The sequence below is a fragment of the Mesonia aquimarina genome (genome assembly GCF_003667275.1).
Classification (GTDB): domain Bacteria; phylum Bacteroidota; class Bacteroidia; order Flavobacteriales; family Flavobacteriaceae; genus Mesonia; species Mesonia aquimarina.
Window position 1 is genome coordinate 187,177 of sequence record NZ_RCNV01000005.1, and the last position, 16,949, is coordinate 204,125.

15 protein-coding genes are annotated in these 16,949 nt (G+C 35.1%); 6 read left to right on the forward strand and 9 right to left on the reverse strand.

From position 1 onward, the window contains the following. Nucleotides 1-38: 38 nt before the first annotated feature. A complete protein-coding gene (gene sufB / locus D9R05_RS08865) occupies nt 39-1,487 on the reverse strand; it encodes a Fe-S cluster assembly protein SufB (protein WP_121666869.1) in 1,449 nt (482 codons plus the stop codon). A 71-nt stretch (nt 1,488-1,558) separates the two neighbouring features. Then, nucleotides 1,559-1,888, reverse strand: a complete 330-nt coding sequence (locus tag D9R05_RS08870; RefSeq protein WP_121666870.1) for a HesB/IscA family protein — start codon at nt 1,886-1,888, stop codon at nt 1,559-1,561. 238 nt (nt 1,889-2,126) lie between these two features. On the opposite strand from D9R05_RS08870, the gene thiL reads away from it, so the two are divergent. Further along, nucleotides 2,127-3,185 carry a thiamine-phosphate kinase gene (gene thiL, locus D9R05_RS08875; protein ID WP_121666871.1) on the forward strand — a complete coding sequence of 353 codons (1,059 nt, stop codon included), beginning with the start codon at nt 2,127-2,129 and terminating at the stop codon, nt 3,183-3,185. A gap of 10 nt (nt 3,186-3,195) precedes the next feature. Here thiL and D9R05_RS08880 read toward each other — a convergent pair whose 3' ends face one another. After that, on the reverse strand, nt 3,196-3,852 hold the full coding sequence (locus D9R05_RS08880) for a hypothetical protein (RefSeq protein WP_121666872.1): 657 nt from the start codon (nt 3,850-3,852) through the stop codon (nt 3,196-3,198). A 97-nt stretch (nt 3,853-3,949) separates the two neighbouring features. Between D9R05_RS08880 and D9R05_RS08885 the strand changes: the two genes are divergently transcribed. Next, entirely contained in the window at nt 3,950-5,269 is a 1,320-nt protein-coding gene (locus D9R05_RS08885; RefSeq protein WP_317124596.1) for an aspartate kinase, read from the forward strand. A 49-nt stretch (nt 5,270-5,318) separates the two neighbouring features. On the opposite strand, the gene D9R05_RS08890 is transcribed toward D9R05_RS08885, so the two are convergent. The 5 genes from D9R05_RS08890 to D9R05_RS08910 form a co-directional block, all read right to left on the reverse strand. Further along, the gene (locus tag D9R05_RS08890; protein ID WP_121666874.1) at nt 5,319-6,020 is read right to left on the reverse strand and encodes a hypothetical protein; all 702 of its coding nucleotides are present in this window, start codon (nt 6,018-6,020) and stop codon (nt 5,319-5,321) included. Nucleotides 6,021-6,099: 79 nt separating this feature from the next. Then, entirely contained in the window at nt 6,100-6,792 is a 693-nt protein-coding gene (locus D9R05_RS08895; protein ID WP_121666875.1) for a hypothetical protein, read from the reverse strand. A gap of 280 nt (nt 6,793-7,072) precedes the next feature. Continuing rightward, nucleotides 7,073-7,843 (reverse strand): alpha/beta fold hydrolase, encoded by a 771-nt coding sequence (locus D9R05_RS08900; RefSeq protein ID WP_121666876.1) that lies wholly within the window; start codon nt 7,841-7,843, stop codon nt 7,073-7,075. Between the two features lie 39 nt (nt 7,844-7,882). Then, nucleotides 7,883-9,091 carry an Nramp family divalent metal transporter gene (locus D9R05_RS08905; RefSeq protein WP_121666877.1) on the reverse strand — a complete coding sequence of 403 codons (1,209 nt, stop codon included), beginning with the start codon at nt 9,089-9,091 and terminating at the stop codon, nt 7,883-7,885. Nucleotide 9,092: 1 nt separating this feature from the next. Then, nucleotides 9,093-10,385 (reverse strand): aminopeptidase P N-terminal domain-containing protein, encoded by a 1,293-nt coding sequence (locus D9R05_RS08910; protein WP_121666878.1) that lies wholly within the window; start codon nt 10,383-10,385, stop codon nt 9,093-9,095. Nucleotides 10,386-10,585: 200 nt separating this feature from the next. On the opposite strand from D9R05_RS08910, the gene D9R05_RS08915 reads away from it, so the two are divergent. The 4 genes from D9R05_RS08915 (at nt 10,586) to D9R05_RS08930 (ending at nt 15,318) form a co-directional block, all read left to right on the forward strand. Beyond that, the gene (locus tag D9R05_RS08915; protein ID WP_121666879.1) at nt 10,586-11,248 is read left to right on the forward strand and encodes a succinate dehydrogenase cytochrome b subunit; all 663 of its coding nucleotides are present in this window, start codon (nt 10,586-10,588) and stop codon (nt 11,246-11,248) included. 12 nt (nt 11,249-11,260) lie between these two features. Next, entirely contained in the window at nt 11,261-13,264 is a 2,004-nt protein-coding gene (locus D9R05_RS08920; protein ID WP_121666880.1) for a fumarate reductase/succinate dehydrogenase flavoprotein subunit, read from the forward strand. A gap of 74 nt (nt 13,265-13,338) precedes the next feature. After that, the gene (locus D9R05_RS08925) at nt 13,339-14,085 is read left to right on the forward strand and encodes a succinate dehydrogenase/fumarate reductase iron-sulfur subunit (RefSeq protein WP_121666881.1); all 747 of its coding nucleotides are present in this window, start codon (nt 13,339-13,341) and stop codon (nt 14,083-14,085) included. A gap of 90 nt (nt 14,086-14,175) precedes the next feature. Continuing rightward, nucleotides 14,176-15,318 (forward strand): methionine aminotransferase, encoded by a 1,143-nt coding sequence (locus tag D9R05_RS08930; protein ID WP_121666882.1) that lies wholly within the window; start codon nt 14,176-14,178, stop codon nt 15,316-15,318. A gap of 60 nt (nt 15,319-15,378) precedes the next feature. On the opposite strand, the gene D9R05_RS08935 is transcribed toward D9R05_RS08930, so the two are convergent. Next, nucleotides 15,379-16,949: OmpA family protein (locus tag D9R05_RS08935; protein ID WP_121666883.1), on the reverse strand; the 1,571-nt coding region annotated here is incomplete at its 5' end.

Below are 16,949 nucleotides of genomic sequence, written 5' to 3' on the forward strand. Positions count from 1 at the left end.
TTATGATTTTTAATTGAACATAAATTTGTCTGTAGTTTTTAACCTACAGAACCTTCTAAAGATATTTCTAATAATTTTTGTGCTTCTACCGCAAATTCCATCGGTAATTTATTAAGTACTTCTTTACTGAAACCGTTTACAATTAATGCAATTGCTTTTTCAGTATCAATACCCCGTTGGTTACAGTAAAAAATTTGATCTTCTCCAATCTTACTAGTGGTTGCCTCGTGCTCAACTTTAGCCGATTTATTTTTGGTTTCGATGTATGGAAAGGTGTGCGCTCCACACTCGTTACCCATCAGCAACGAATCGCATTGTGAAAAGTTTCTTGCATTTGTTGCGCGTGGTTGAATTTGCACCAAACCACGATAAGAATTTTGCGATTTACCGGCAGAAATTCCTTTAGAGATAATCGTACTCTTTGTGTTTTTTCCTAAATGAATCATTTTAGTTCCTGTGTCTGCTTGCTGATAATTATTAGTTACAGCAATAGAATAAAACTCACCAATTGAATAATCTCCTTTTAAAATACAGCTTGGGTATTTCCACGTTACTGCACTTCCCGTTTCTACTTGCGTCCAACTAATTTTAGCTCTGTCTTCGCATAAACCACGTTTCGTCACAAAATTAAAAACGCCTCCTTTTCCTTCAGAATTTCCCGGATACCAATTTTGCACCGTACTGTATTTTATTTCGGCATCATCTAACGCAATAAGCTCTACCACGGCAGCGTGCAACTGGTTTTCATCACGCATTGGTGCTGTACAACCTTCCAGATAGCTTACATAACTTTCTTTATCTGCTACCACAAGTGTACGTTCAAACTGACCGGTTCCGGCTTGGTTAATTCTAAAATATGTAGAAAGTTCCATCGGGCATCTTACGCCTTTTGGAATGTAGCAAAAAGAGCCATCACTAAAAACAGCCGAATTTAATGCGGCATAAAAATTATCTTTTCTAGGCACTACTGTTCCTAAATATTTTTTCACTAATTCAGGATGTTCTTGGATTGCTTCAGAAATAGAACAAAAAATAATTCCTTTTTCAGCTAAGGTTTTCTTGAATGTTGTGGTTACAGAAACAGAATCCATCACTACATCTACTGCAACTCCGGCCAATTTTTTCTGCTCATCTAAAGAAATCCCTAATTTCTCAAACGTGTCTAACAATTCAGGATCTACCTCATCTAAACTTTCATATTTAGGTTTTTTATTAGGAGCTGAGTAATACGAAATGTTTTGAAAGTCAGGTTTAGGATAATTTACATTAGCCCAATCCGGCTCTTCCATTTGCTCCCAAATTCTATAAGCTTCTAATCTCCATTCGGTCATCCACTCCGGCTCATTTTTCTTTTTAGAAATTGCCCGAACGATATCTTCATTTAAACCATTGGGAAGCGTATCAGATTCTATATCAGTATAAAATCCATACTCATACTCTTTGGTTTCAAGTTCTTTTTTTAAATCGTCTTCTGTAAACTTACTCATTATCTTTCTGTTATATCATTTAAAAGCAGAAGCTATTTTAAAACTTCCGCATTTAATTTTTCTATTTTATTTTACAAGGAAAAACTCTCACCGCAACCACAAGTACGTTGCGCATTAGGATTATTAAACACAAAGCCTTTTCCGTTTAATCCTCCAGAATATTCTAGCGTAGTTCCAACCAAATAAAGAAAACTTCGTTTATCAACAAGAATTTTCACCTGATTATCTTCAAAAAGTTTATCACCTTCAACTTCTGTTTTATCGAAATCTAAATCATACGAAAGTCCAGAACAGCCGCCACTTTTAACACCTACCCGAACAAAATCTTCGGTAATATTAAAACCTCCTTCTGCCATCAACTGCGCTATTTTATTCTTCGCTTCTTCACTTACCTTAATCATATCAGTAAATCTTAGTTCATATTAATTTGCAAATATACCATTTAGTCCTGTGAATACCATACTAGTATACATATATCTAACTTATCTAAAAATAAGTAGATACTATAAGGGCAAACAGCTTTATTATTTTAGCTTTTAGTCGAATTTTTTACTTGATGTTTTCAAGAAACCAGCAAAAAAATAAAATCTTGATTTTCCTCGAAGTTTTCTTTGTAATTTTGCAGTCTAAATTGAAGCTATGTTCGACAATAAAGACAGTAAAACCAACCTTTCTGAATTAGGGGAATTTGGATTAATAGAACACTTAACTCGTTATGTAGAGTTACACCAAAATTCTACAAAAACCGGTATTGGCGACGATGCTGCGGTGATGCATTTTGAGAACGAAGAAGTGATCTTAACTACAGATATGTTGGTAGAAGGGGTTCACTTTGACTTAGCTTACATGCCGCTAAAACACTTGGGTTACAAAGCTGTTATGGTAAATCTTTCTGATGTGTACGCGATGAATGCTGAAGCTACACAAATTACTGTTTCCATTGCAGCTTCTAATCGTTTTCCTGTAGAAGCTTTAGAAGAATTATACGCAGGAATTTTATTGGCTTGCAAAAATTATAAAGTCGATTTAGTCGGAGGCGACACCACCTCTTCTACTTCCGGATTAGTGATTAGCATTAGTGCTATCGGAAAAGCTGAAGCTAAAAAAATAACAAAAAGAAGCGGCGCAAAACCAAACGATCTATTAGTTGTAACCGGAGATTTAGGTGCGGCATATATGGGATTGCAAGTTCTAGAACGCGAAAAGCAAGTCTTTAAAGTCAATCCAAATGCGCAACCCGATTTAGAGCCGTATTCTTATATTGTTGAACGGCAATTAAAACCGGAAGCGCGAAAAGATATTCCACAGCTGCTGACTGCTTTAGAAGTGCAACCAACTTCTATGATTGATATTAGCGACGGACTGTCTTCTGAAATCATCCATTTGTGCAAAAACTCCAAAACAGGCGCAAATTTATTTGAAGAAAAAATTCCGTTAGATCCTGCGGTAATTTCTGTTTGCGAAGAATTTCAAATTGATAGTACAATGATTGCTTTAAGTGGCGGGGAAGATTATGAATTATTACTGACAATTTCACAAGACGATTTCGATAAAATTAAAGGAAACCCTAACCTAACGGTAATTGGCCACATGACCGAAGAAAACGAAGGCATGCATTTAATTACACGCGCCAATCAAAAAATACCGATTAAAGCTCGCGGCTGGAATTCTTTTGAAGACGAAAAAGATTCGGAATAAAAATTTACGCTTATTTTTTTAAATTTTTAATTACTGCAAAAGCTTGCTCGACAACTTGTTCTTCTACCAAAACGGTAAATTCGTTTGTGGTAGAAACAACTTCGTATAACGCGATATTTCGCCAAGCTAAATGTTTAAATAATTGATAATACAAGCCGGCAACTTTAGAATTGTCTTGCGGTAATTGAACACTTACCGCAGCTAATTCGTCACGCTGATTTAAAAGTTTTTCGTCTTCAAAAAACAAATCAACTCTCTCTGCCTCAGAACCCGAAATCATAATATTACTTTCTAAAATACCGCGTGTGAAAGCATAGAACAAATGTGTGTTATCAGAAATATAAGCCAATAATTTTCCGTGGCAATTAATTAACGTATTTGTATTTCTAAACGTAAAAGCAGAAATATTAGAACGCACCGTAATATCGCCCAAACTTTTAAATGCCTTTTCTATTTTAATATTCGCACTAACTCCCATAGGTGATTGGTACCGACGCAACGCCATCATTATAGCACCGGTTTTTACAGGTTTTTTCAAACTTTCGCTTACTTCCTTTTGTAATTTTTCGGCTAAAGCGCTATAATTTATAATTTGCTGTTGAAGTGCTTCTTCTAAAAATGGCTGTGCTCTTAAAATTTGTTCAACGCTTTGGGCTATGGTTTTCATTTTGTTAAATAATTAACTTATTGTGTAAAATTAGTAAAATAAAATTATTTATGCGGTAAGTTTTTAAAACTCAATTACATTCGCCAAAAATTACACAATGATGAAGGTTTTAAAATTTGGCGGAACATCAGTTGGATCTTTTTCTAACATCAAGAAAGTACGAGAAATAATTGATAATGGAGAGCCCAAAATTGTGGTTTTATCGGCTATGAGTGGCAGTACCAATCAATTGGTTCAACTAAATGAAAGCATTCAATCTAATCAGCAAGCTGAAAGCAAGCAACTTGTAATTGAACTCGAACAAAAATATTTAAACGTTACCGACCATTTAATTAAAGATAAAACTAGAGTCGAAACAGTTATTCAGTATATTGCTACACTCACAGAACGACTTCATTATTTTATTGACAACCAAATCAGTAATTACAATGAAATAGTAGCGCAAGGCGAATTTTTCTCTACTTTTTTAGTCAATCAATATTTACAAGAGCAAGGAATTTCTTCGCGTTTAATTTCGGCGTTAGATTTTATGCGAATCGACAAAGAAGGAGAACCTGATTATTTTTATATTCAACAAAATTTGAATCGGATTTTAGAAGAAAAACCTGAGCAAGAAATTTACATTACCCAAGGTTTTATCTGTTTAAATAACGAAGGAAATATCAGCAATCTTAAACGTGGCGGAAGCGATTATACAGCCAGTATTATTGGCGCAGCAATTAGAGCGGAAGAAGTTCAAATTTGGACAGATATTGACGGATTTCACAACAACGATCCGCGTGTGGTGGAAAACACGCAATCTATTGCGCAACTCTCTTTTGATGAAGCTGCGGAATTGGCTTATTTTGGAGCGAAAATTTTACATCCCCAGACCGTAGTTCCGGTACGAAATCTCGAAATTCCTGTTCGGTTAAAAAATACCAATTTACCCGAAGCTGAAGGAACGCTAATCTCTAATCAGATTATTGGCGAAGGAATTAAAGCTATAGCTGCAAAAGACGGGATAACGGCTATTAAAATAAAGTCTGAACGCATGCTTTTAGCTCACGGGTTTTTAAAGAAAATTTTTGAAATTTTTGAAAAATACGAAACCGCTATAGATATGATAACCACTTCTGAAATTGCGGTTTCCCTGACGATTGATGACAACACTTATTTACGTGAAATCACCACAGAATTACTAAAGTTTGCACAAGTAGAAATTGAAGAACATAAAAGTATTGTTTGCTTGGTGGGCAACAATATAATTCATCACCAAACAACCCCGCAATTATTTAAAATTTTACAAGACGTAAATGTACGAATGATCGCGTATGGAGGCAGCAACAATAACATTTCGTTACTTGTTAACACCACAGATAAGACCACTACACTGCAATTATTAAACAACTATATTTTTAAACTTAACCTAGTTTAATTACCCCTGCAGTTAAAACCATTCATCTTGCCCCAGATGGATGGTTTTTTTATTGTTTTTCAATAATATAATGTTTTACCGGCTCTTGAATTTTGCGATAAGCTAATCCATATTTTTTAAGGTATTCCTTGTTCGCTTCTACAGAATCATATAAAAATTCCAGATTATAGCGTTTCTCATTTTTCCCCTTGTAAACTACATTTCCTTCAAACATTGGTGTGATTTGAGCCAACTTTAAGTTTTCATGAATCATTTTTTTTTCAGTTGAATTAAAAGAGCCAGCATTTGTATTAGCTTCTGAAAGATAATTGTCTAGTTTTTCTTCGTCTTCAACATAAATTTCATAAAAATCTTCTTGAACGTCTTTGGTACTAATTGTTAACTGATAATGAGTCAGGACATCCGTTAAAAAATCTCGTCGAGCAGTTATATTCCACTTTCCGTTGAAAATTACTTTTGCTACAACATCATCTTTCATTCCTTTAAAATCGAAATCTACATGCTCTGCTGGTTTTCCAATCGGTTTAGAGATCATAAAACGTAAACTTGCATTTTCAGCTTTAAATCCATCAGAAGTAGAACTATAACTAGTCTTGCCATCAGGCTTATAATCATCATTCTTATAAACTTTATAGGAATAAGAATCTCCGCTATTTTCAAAAATTAGTTTATCATTTTTGTTTTCTTGACCAAAAACAAAAGACAAAGATAAAATAGCTATTAAAAATAAATGGGTTGTTTTGTAATTCATAAGTGAATTTTTTAAAAGCACAACAATAGCAAGAACAAAATAATTTTACAAAAAACTTTAACTTTTTAATCTATAAAATTCAGCTTTTCTCTACAATATAATGCAAAACAGGCTCTTGAATTTTTCGGTAAGCCAGACCGTATTTTTTGAAAAACTCTTTATTTGAATCAAAATCTCTATAGTAAAAAGTTAAATCATATTTTTGTTGATGGTTACCTTTATAAACCACATTCTCATAAATCTGACTGATTGCTTGTTTTAAGGTTACGTTTGTATGTTTCAACTTAAATCTATCTGATTCAATTGAATGAATGCCCTTATTTTTTGAAGCAAATTCATTTAATTTTTCTTCATCAGCTACATAGATTTCATAAAAGTCTTCTTGAACTTCTTTTTTATTCAGTTTTAAATTATAATTATTAAGCACATCACTTAAAAATTGTTTTTTAGCCGTTGAATTCCAGCTTCCTTTGAAATAAACATCATGCTTAATGCTATCTTCAACATTCTTTAATTCTACTTTAGAATGTTTATAAGAATCGAAAGTTGATAAACTAACCATCGTTTTTATACTTGATCCTTTTGTTTGAAAACCACCTATATTACTGGAATAAGAATAGGACACAGAATCGTTATTTTTCGGTTTTTTATAAACTTCGTAAGAATAAAACCAACCGCTGTTTTCAAAAAGTAATTCAGATTTCTCATCATTACAAGAAGAAAAAGAGATTAAAACAATGAAGCTGAATAAAATAAGCGTGCTGTTTTTCATAAGAATTTATTTTCGAAAAATGCGAAAATAATATTTTCAACAAGCTGAATGTATAAAACCAAAGCAATTTTAGGCTTTCACTTATTATTTCTCTTTAGAATTCTGAAACTAACAAATATTGAAAAGGACAATATAATAGTAAATCCCAACAAGGCAAAAATAAACCGCCATAAAGCAGTATTGTCATACGACAAAAAAGTACGAATTAACACAAAAGTAGTGAACGTATTAATTAAAAAAAGCGGTAGAAATAAGCCTAAGTTTTTCTTCATATTTAAAATTACAATATTCCTTTTAAAGCCTGAAAAAACACCTCTTTATTTTCCAACCAACTCATATGTCCGTTTGGGAAAGTGATTAATTCTGAATCTGTTTTCTTAGCAAGAGTTGAAACACTTTCAAAAGGAACTACCGGATCGTGTTTTCCGGCTAACAATATTTTTTTACCGGAAAAATGTTGAAGAATTTCTGTTCTGTCTTTTCGGTTTTTTAAACCCTCTATGGAAGCAATAATATTTTCAGTCGGAATTTCTTTGGCTTCAGCTACCATTTTTTTTATTTCTTCTGGGAAAGTTTCTTTGGTTTCTTCGGCAAATAAATTTTTGATCGCCATACTCACAAAAGCTTCTTTATTTTGTTTGATTAATCGTTTGGCACGATCTCTATTTTTCTTTCGTTCTTCGTTATCGGCTTCTGCAGTAGAATTTAGAAGCAGTAATTTTTCAATTTTTTCCGGAAAATTTTCCGCGAAAGCTAAGGCAACATAACCACCCATTGAATGTCCTAAAAAAGCAGCTTTTTCAATAGTTAATTCTTGCAACACTAAATTAACCGCTTCTGCCATTTGTTCCATAGAATGAATGTAACCAACCTTTTCGGTTTTTCCATGACCAAATAAATCGATAGTTATCAATTGATATTTATCAGAAAACTCTTCCACAAGCTCATTCCACATCGTGCTGTTTTCCAAAAAACCGTGTAATAAAACTACTGGTTTTCCAGCTCCTGAAACTTCAAAGTAAACTTCGTTTTGTTTGTATAAAATAGTCATGAAATGTTAGTAAAATAAAGTTGAATAATTTGCCTTGCCTTAAAAATAACCTAAAGCCGAAAGAATACTTTTTAGCCCTAAACCGATGGAAATTAAAATCACAATTCCGCTAATTAAATTCAGCCATCTATTATTTACGTTGTTTTTCAACAGGTTTTTATCATTAACAATCCACACTAAAAAAAGTGCGATAATTGGCAATAATAAACCATTGGCGACTTGAGAAAATAAAATAATAGAAGTTGGTTTATAGCCTAAAGACGAAAAAAGAACACCTAACAATAAAATCGGAATCCAAACCAGACGTAATTTTTTACTTTTTAAATCTGCTTTCCAACCTAAAATTTCAGCAGTTGCATAAGAAGCAGCTAATGGCGCTGTAATTGCTGAAGAAATTCCGGCGGCTAAAAACCCGAAAGCTATAAAATACGACGACCAATTTCCTAAAAGAGGTTCAAGCTGTAAAGACAGATCATTAATATCGGTTATATTTTTTGCGTTTCCTTCAAATGCAATTGCCGAAACCACCAAAATTGCCATCGTAATTATTCCGCCTAAAACAATGGAAAGAATCGTATCTAAACGCGCAACCGCAAGTGATTTTCTGTCTTGCCATTTTTCTTTTGCAGTTGAAGCGTGTAAGAATAAGTTATAGGGGACAACGGTTGTACCGATAATTCCGACAACCAACAACGTGGTATCTTCAGTTAATGTTGGAATAAATAAACCTTTCAATACTTGTTGAAAATCAGGTTTTAATAATATTGCAGTAATTAAAAAAACGATTCCCATCATACTGACTAAGACAAGAATCGCTTTTTCAATTACTTTATATTTTCCGCTAAACAATAATAGGAATGCTGCGCCGGCAACAATTAAAACCAGGGGATTTATAGTTGAAGAAGAAAAATCAGGAAAACCTAACACTGCTCCCGTAATATTTCCAGCTTCGTAAGCCGCATTTCCAATTACAATAGCAGAGATTACTAAAAGAATAACAGGAATTCTCCAAAAGGAATGCTGCGTTTTTTTCCGAAGCGCGTCACCGACCCCCATTTTGGCAACTACGCCTAACCTAACCGACATTTCTTGTAAAAAGATAGTCGCGATAATCGAAAATAAAACCGCCCAAAGTAGCGTATAACCAGCAGCGGCTCCCGTAATGGAAGCCGTTGTTACTGTTCCCGGACCGATAAAAGCTGCTGCTACTAAAATTCCCGGTCCTAATTCTTTTAGTTTTCTGAGCATGTTAGCTGTTCATCAGATCCTCAATTTCGTCAGCTTCAATAGGGATATTGCGCATTAAATTAAATGGCTCTCCTTTTTCCTGAATAACCACATCGTCTTCTAAGCGAATACCAAAACCTTCATCAGGAAGATAAACACCCGGTTCTACCGTAAAAACCATATTGGCTTCCATTGGCTCGTGTAGTAATCCATAATCGTGCGTATCTAAACCAATATTGTGCGAAGTTCCGTGCATAAAATATTTTTTATATGCAGGCCAATCCGGATTTTCGTTTTTCACATCAGCTTTATCTAAAATTCCTAATTCTATAAACGCGGCGGTTGCCATTTTACCAACTTCTTTATGATATTCGGCCCAATCAGTTCCCGGCACTAACATTTTAGTAGCCTCATTTTTTATTTGATTGATTTTATTATATACCTCTTTTTGACGCTTGGTAAACTTTCCGCCAACTGGAATTGTTCTAGACATATCGCTTGCATAATTTGCGTATTCTGCTCCAACATCTAACAAGATTAACTCACCTTCTTTACACTGCATTTTGTTTTCAATATAATGCAATACATTGGCGTTTTGACCGGAAGCAACAATTGGTGTATATGAAAATCCACGAGAACGATTTCTTAAGAATTCGTGCATAAATTCTGCTTCAATTTCATATTCCCAAACGCCTGGCCTTACAAAATCGAGCACTCTTCGGAATCCTTTTTCAGTAATATTACAAGCTTGCTGCATTACCTCCAATTCAATTGGATCTTTTACCGAACGTAAACGTTGCAAAATAGGATTGCTTTTTGCAACCGAATGAGCAGGATAGCTTTCTTTTAACCATTTATTGAATCTAGCTTCTCGAGTTTCGGTTTCTACATTTGCTCGGTAATGTTCGTTGGTGTTAATGTAAACCGTTTCACTTTGTGCCATCAGTTCGTGAAAAATCTTATGAAAATCTTTCAGCCAATAAACGGTTTTTATCCCTGCAGTTTCAAATGCTTTTTCTTTCGTCAATTTCTCCCCTTCCCAAACGGCAATATGCTCGTTTGTTTCAGTTAAAAATAAAATTTCACGATGCTCTTTTTTGGGCGCATCAGGAAATAACACCAAGATACTTTCTTCTTGATCTACACCGCTTAAATAATAAATATTTCGATCTTGCTGAAAAGGAATTGTACTGTCCGCTCCAATTGGATAAACATCATTAGAGTTAAAAACTGCTAAGCTATTGGGGCGCATTTGCGCCATAAAATCTTTTCTGTTTTTAATAAACAAACTGGAATCTATAGGTGTATATCTCATACGTATTGTTTTTTGAAATTTTTCAAAAGTAAGAATTTGCTACTGAACCGCTTGTTTATCTATCTATAAATCTTTTATAAATCAGCCTAAAGCGCTTCCTTAAACTTATTCTAAATAATTCCTAAACAATGCGTAAAGTTTGTTATTAACTAACGGGAAGTGTATTTTTGCTTAAAATTTTTTTTAAAATAAAAAAACCAATGGGTGGATTAATACAATCTTCAACAGCAAGGAAATTTGCCATGGCTATTTCGGGGCTTTTTCTTATTCTTTTTTTAGCGCAGCATTTAACCATCAATTTAACTTCGGTTATCAGTGCAGATTTGTTTAACGAGTTATCGCATTTTATGGGAACCAACTTTTTAGTTCAGGCGCTGTTGCAGCCTGTTTTAATTTTTGGGGTGGTTTTTCATTTTGTGATGGGTTTTATTCTAGAAATCCGTAATAGAAATGCAAGAGACGTTGGCTATGTAAAATTTAAAGGAAGTGCCAATTCAAGCTGGATGTCCAGAAATATGATTTATTCAGGATTAGTGATTTTAGCTTTCTTAGCGCTTCACTTTTATGATTTTTGGGTACCAGAATTAGTTCACAAGTATGTGCAATCACATCCAGAAGATCCTACACGTTATTATGCAGAAACTGTAGCAAAATTCGAAAGTCCGATCCGTACTTTATTATACGTGATTTCATTCATTTTCTTAATGCTTCATTTACTGCACGGTTTCGCATCCTCTTTTCAATCCATTGGATTTAATAATAAATATTCAAAAGGCTTACAAGGTTTTACCAAAGCCTACGCTGTAATTGTACCGCTAGGATTTATTTTTATAGCCATTTTTCACTATATTAATTCCTTATAACACGTAAGATTTATGTCAGTTTTAGATTCAAAAATACCAAAAGGACCACTTGATGAAAAGTGGAAAAATCATAAAAACAATATTAACCTAGTTAATCCGGCAAACAAGCGTAATATAGATGTTATTGTAGTGGGAACAGGATTAGCTGGTGGAAGTGCTGCTGCAACTTTAGCCGAATTAGGTTACAATGTAAAAACATTTTGCTACCAAGATTCCCCTAGACGTGCACACTCTATCGCTGCACAAGGAGGTATTAATGCCGCAAAAAATTATCAAGGAGATGGTGATTCTAATTACCGTCTTTTTTATGATACTGTAAAAGGAGGCGATTATCGCTCGCGTGAAGCTAACGTATACCGTTTAGCAGAAGTTTCAGGAAATATTATTGACCAATGTGTTGCACAAGGGGTGCCTTTTGCACGTGAATATGGCGGACTGCTAGACAACCGTTCTTTTGGTGGAGTTCTTGTTTCTAGAACATTCTACGCTAAAGGACAAACCGGGCAGCAATTATTGCTTGGCGCTTATTCTGCGATGAACCGTCAGATTAATCGTGGAAAAATTCAAGCATTCAACCGTCACGAAATGATGGATCTTGTTTTAGTTGATGGAAAAGCAAGAGGAATTATTGCCCGCGATATGATTACAGGAGAAATTCAACGTCACGCAGCTCACGCAGTAGTCTTAGCTTCTGGAGGCTACGGAAACGTATTTTTCTTATCAACAAACGCGATGGGAAGTAATGTGATGGCGGCTTGGCGAGCTCACCGAAGAGGTGCTTATTTTGCCAATCCTTGTTACACGCAAATTCACCCAACTTGTATTCCTGTATCAGGAGATCATCAATCTAAATTAACATTGATGTCTGAGTCACTTCGTAACGATGGTAGAATTTGGGTTCCTAAGAAAAAAGAAGATGCTGAAGCTATTGCTGCAGGCAAGAAAAAGCCGACAGATCTTTCTGAAGAAGAACGCGATTACTATTTAGAAAGAAGGTATCCTGCTTTCGGTAACTTAGTTCCTCGTGATGTTGCTTCCAGAGCAGCAAAAGAACGTTGTGATGCCGGATTTGGAGTAAACAAAACCGGAGAAGCAGTTTTCTTAGATTTCGCCAGTGCAATTAAACGTTACGGAAAAGAAAAAGCATTTACTTCGGGACATAAAAATCCGACAGAAGCAGAAATTATAAAACTTGGAAAAGAAGCTGTAGAGGCAAAATACGGAAACCTTTTCCAGATGTATGAAAAAATTACCGATCAAAACCCTTACGAAACACCAATGATGATTTATCCTGCGGTTCACTATACTATGGGCGGACTTTGGGTAGATTATAATTTACAAACTACTATTCCTGGTTGTTACGCTGCCGGAGAGGCTAACTTCTCTGATCACGGTGCAAACAGATTAGGTGCTTCTGCATTAATGCAAGGACTTGCCGATGGATATTTTGTATTGCCTTACACTATTGGTGATTATTTATCTAATGATATTAGAACAGGAGAAATTTCAGCAGACACACCTGAATTTGATCAAGCGGAAAAAGATGTAAAAGATAAAATAGATCGTCTAATGAATGCCGGCGGACAACATTCTGTAGATTATTACCACAAAAAATTAGGTAAAATTATGTGGAATAAGTGTGGAATGGCTAGAAACGCAAAAGGTTTAGAAGAAGCCTTAGACGAAATAAAAAGTTTACGAGAAGATTTCTGGAAAAACGTAAAAGTAACCGGTACAGCAAATACCAAAAATGCTGAATTAGAAAAAGCTGGTCGTGTAGCAGACTTCTTAGAATTAGGCGAGTTATTTGCTAAAGATGCACTTCATAGAAATGAATCTTGCGGAGGTCACTTTAGAGAAGAATATCAAACAGAAGAAGGTGAAGCATTACGTGACGATGAAAATTACAAATATGTAGCCGCTTGGGAATATGCAGGAAACCCTAGAGACGCAAAGCTTCATAAAGAAGACTTGATATTTGATAATATTGAATTAAAAACAAGAAGTTATAAATAGATGTCAGTATTGAGCAACGAGAATTTAGCTACAAGCAACTCAGCACTCAATACTCAATACTAAAATCTAAACAGATGAAATTAACACTTAAGATATGGCGTCAAGAAAGCGCCAACGCAAAAGGAAAAATGGTGGACTATCAAATTGATGGGGTTGAAGGCGATATGTCTTTCCTTGAAATGTTAGATGTCCTAAATGAAGATTTAGTTGCCAAAGGAGAAGAACCGGTAGAATTTGATCATGACTGTAGAGAAGGTATATGTGGATCTTGTTCATTACAAATTAATGGAGAGCCTCATGGACCAGACAAGTTAATTACAACTTGCCAGTTGCACATGCGCTCTTTTAATGATGGCGACACAATCTATATTGAGCCTTTTAGAGCAAAAGCATTTCCGGTAATTAAAGACTTAATTGTAGACAGAACATCTTTTGATCGTATTCAACACGCCGGAGGATATGTTTCTGTAAACACTTCCGGTAACACAATTGACGCAAACTCAATTCCAGTAAATAAACATGATGCTGACGATTCTTTCAATGCGGCTACTTGTATTGGTTGTGGAGCTTGTGTAGCTGCTTGTAAAAATGCAAGCGCAATGTTGTTTACATCAGCTAAAGTTTCTCAATACGCTCTACTTCCGCAAGGTCAGGTAGAAGCTACAGAACGTGTTCAAGCCATGGTAAGACAAATGGATGAAGAAGGTTTCGGAAACTGCAGTAATACCGGAGCTTGCGAAATTGAATGCCCTAAAGGAATTTCCTTAGAAAATATTGCTCGTATGAATCGTGAATATATGGCAGCAACATCTAAAGGATAAAACGCTTTAAATAAATAGTTTATTTAATCCCAAATTCAGTAAAATGAGTTTGGGATTTTTTTTATCTTAAGGCATCTCAAAATAAATTCTATGACGCCTATATCGAAACTCCCAAATTTAGGGACAACTATATTTACAAGCATGAGCAAATTGGCACAAGAACACCGTGCTATCAATCTCTCACAGGGATTTCCTGATTTTTCTCCTGATAAAAATTTACTAGCATTGGTTACTGATGCCATAAAAAACGACAAAAATCCGTACGCTCCCTTAAAAGGAATTCCTAAACTTAGAGAAACTCTATGTAAGAAATTAAATACACTTTATGGGAGCCAGTATCAGGCTGAAGATAATATTTGCATTACTGCAGGTGCCACCCAAGCAATTTTTACTGCAATTTCTGCCTTTGTAAAACAAGATGATGAAGTTATTGTTTTTAAACCCGCCTATGATTGTTATGAACCTGCTATAGAATTATATGGAGGAAAACCTGTTTTGATAGAAATGGGTGCACCTCAATATAATATAGATTGGGATGAAGTTGCATCAAGGATTTCCAAGAAAACAAAAATGATTATCATTAACACCCCACATAATCCCAGTGGTACAGTACTCAAAAAATCTGACTTAGAAAAATTAGAAGAGCTCACAACTAATACAGATATCATAGTTTTAAGTGACGAGGTTTATGAGCACTTAATTTTTGACGGAAAACAACATCAGAGTGTAGCTCGGTTTTCTAACTTAAGGGAACGCTCTTTAATCACTTATTCCTTTGGTAAAACATTTCATGTTACCGGCTGGAAAATGGGGTATTGCGTCGCATCCAAAAATTTAATGAAAGAATTTTTAAAGGTTCATCAATATAATGTGTTTTGCGTTAATCACCCTTTTCAAGTTGCCTTAAATGAATATTTGCAAAAAGAAGAAAATTACCTGCAATTACCTGATTTTTATCAAAAAAAGCGTGACTTTTTTTTAAGACTAATTAAAAATTCAAAATTTGAGTTTACTCCTTGCGAGGGGACTTATTTTCAAACGATGAGTTTTAAAAATATTACTTCAGAAAAAGATACAGATTTCGCCATTCGTTTAATAAAAGAACACCAATTAGCCACAATACCTGTTTCGGTTTTTCAGAAAAATAATAATGATGAGCATATGTTACGTTTTTGTTTTGCAAAAAAGGAAGAAACGCTAGAAAAAGCTGCAAAGATCATTAACTTGTTATAACTAAAAAACCTCGACACAAATGCGCCGAGGTCTCTGTTTACAAGAATTAATATGATTTTTTTAACGTTTGGTAATCTTAAACACCGAACGTCTATTCTCTTGGTATTGCTCTTCACTACAATTATCGCAATCTATTTTCGGCTTTGACTCTCCAAAGGCTTCCCAGCTAATTCGTGATTTATCTATCCCTTGAGAAACTACATAATCTACTGTACTTTTAGCTCTTCGCTCTGACAACTGTTGATTGTAAGCCGCTGATCCACGCTTATCGGTATGTGCTTCTACTTTAATTTCCATCTCTGGGTGCTTCTTCATCACTCCTACAAGCTTATCTAATTCTAAAGCCGCTTGTGAACGAATAGTAGCCTTATCAAAGTCAAACATAATCGGGTTTAACACAATCTCTTCTTCTTTGATGATTGGCTTTATTGGTGTTAGCTCTATCGTTACTGCTATTTCTCCTTCTTCATCTTTAGATACTAACTCTGAGTTACTTTTGTACTTAGGTGCGTTTACCTGAAGTGTATAATCTCTTCCTGCTACAAAAGTAAAGTTTGTAGACCCGCTTGTACCAGTCATCTTAGTTCCCATCTCTGCTTCATCATCATTATAAGTAACAACCTCTGCATTAGCAACAGGTGCTCCGGTCTCCGCATTGATCACCTTCACCATAATATCGATTTCTTCGATAGGTTGTAATTGAACTACACGGTAAATATTATCACTAGCGGTTTGTGCATCCTCAGCTAAACCGCCTCGATTAGAACTTACATAACCTTTCTTCTCTGAAGTACTAAAGCTAAATGCAAAATCATCACCATTACTATTAATAGGCTTTCCTATGTTTTTTACCTCTCCAAAACTACTCCCATTTGCCTTCGCATAAAACACATCTAAACCGCCTATTCCTAACTGCCCGTCACTAGAAAAGTAAAGCGTCCCTTCTTCATCTATATAAGGAAAGCTATCTCTTCCTTCCGTGTTTATTCCTGCTCCAAGATTTTGAGGCTCTCCTAAAGAACCGTCTTCTGACACAGAAACCTTATACAAATCAGACTGCCCCATCCCTCCTGGCATATCACTAGAAAAATAAAGTGTTCTGCCGTCAGGACTTAATGCCGGATGTCCGGTAGAGTACGCTGAACTGTTAAACGGAACAGATTGAATATCATCCCACTCTCCATTAACTAATGTTGCGCGGAATAATTTTAACTGACCCACTCCTTGTTCATCTTCTTCATAATCTCCATCTAAATAATCATTACGCGTAAAATACATCGTATTTCCATCAGGGGTGATCGCTACAGTTCCTTCATTAAATTTAGTGTTCACCTCTCCTTCTAAAAGCTCTGGTGAGGCAAACTCCTCTCCCTCTCTAGTTGACACATAAACATCTAAAGTGGGTTGATCATTCCATCCATAATTCCTTCTTGATTTGTTTCGAGCGGATACAAAATAAAGCTTACCATCTTTTTCATAACCTCCAAAATCAATAAAATCTGTATTTAATGATAAACGCTCTACGCTAAATTTCGCTTCCTTATCTAATATATCTGATAAGTAATTTTGATTAGACTTAAAGGCTTGAGCTCGCTTGTCTTGTGGTGAACGAGAAGCAAACGCTTGCATCG

What these genes read in the sequence shown, in the direction of transcription:
- D9R05_RS08930 (WP_121666882.1), top strand. Translation starts at nt 14,176, where the DNA reads ATGACGCCTATATCGAAACTCCCAAATTTAGGGACAACTATATTTACA.
- D9R05_RS08895 (WP_121666875.1), bottom strand. Translation starts at nt 6,792, where the DNA reads ATGAAAAACAGCACGCTTATTTTATTCAGCTTCATTGTTTTAATCTCT.
- D9R05_RS08880 (WP_121666872.1), bottom strand. Translation starts at nt 3,852, where the DNA reads ATGAAAACCATAGCCCAAAGCGTTGAACAAATTTTAAGAGCACAGCCA.
- D9R05_RS08885 (WP_317124596.1), top strand. Translation starts at nt 3,950, where the DNA reads ATGATGAAGGTTTTAAAATTTGGCGGAACATCAGTTGGATCTTTTTCT.
- D9R05_RS08890 (WP_121666874.1), bottom strand. Translation starts at nt 6,020, where the DNA reads ATGAATTACAAAACAACCCATTTATTTTTAATAGCTATTTTATCTTTG.
- D9R05_RS08870 (WP_121666870.1), bottom strand. Translation starts at nt 1,888, where the DNA reads ATGATTAAGGTAAGTGAAGAAGCGAAGAATAAAATAGCGCAGTTGATG.
- D9R05_RS08905 (WP_121666877.1), bottom strand. Translation starts at nt 9,091, where the DNA reads ATGCTCAGAAAACTAAAAGAATTAGGACCGGGAATTTTAGTAGCAGCA.
- D9R05_RS08925 (WP_121666881.1), top strand. Translation starts at nt 13,339, where the DNA reads ATGAAATTAACACTTAAGATATGGCGTCAAGAAAGCGCCAACGCAAAA.
- D9R05_RS08910 (WP_121666878.1), bottom strand. Translation starts at nt 10,385, where the DNA reads ATGAGATATACACCTATAGATTCCAGTTTGTTTATTAAAAACAGAAAA.
- D9R05_RS08900 (WP_121666876.1), bottom strand. Translation starts at nt 7,843, where the DNA reads ATGACTATTTTATACAAACAAAACGAAGTTTACTTTGAAGTTTCAGGA.
- D9R05_RS08920 (WP_121666880.1), top strand. Translation starts at nt 11,261, where the DNA reads ATGTCAGTTTTAGATTCAAAAATACCAAAAGGACCACTTGATGAAAAG.
- thiL (WP_121666871.1), top strand. Translation starts at nt 2,127, where the DNA reads ATGTTCGACAATAAAGACAGTAAAACCAACCTTTCTGAATTAGGGGAA.
- sufB (WP_121666869.1), bottom strand. Translation starts at nt 1,487, where the DNA reads ATGAGTAAGTTTACAGAAGACGATTTAAAAAAAGAACTTGAAACCAAA.
- D9R05_RS08915 (WP_121666879.1), top strand. Translation starts at nt 10,586, where the DNA reads ATGGGTGGATTAATACAATCTTCAACAGCAAGGAAATTTGCCATGGCT.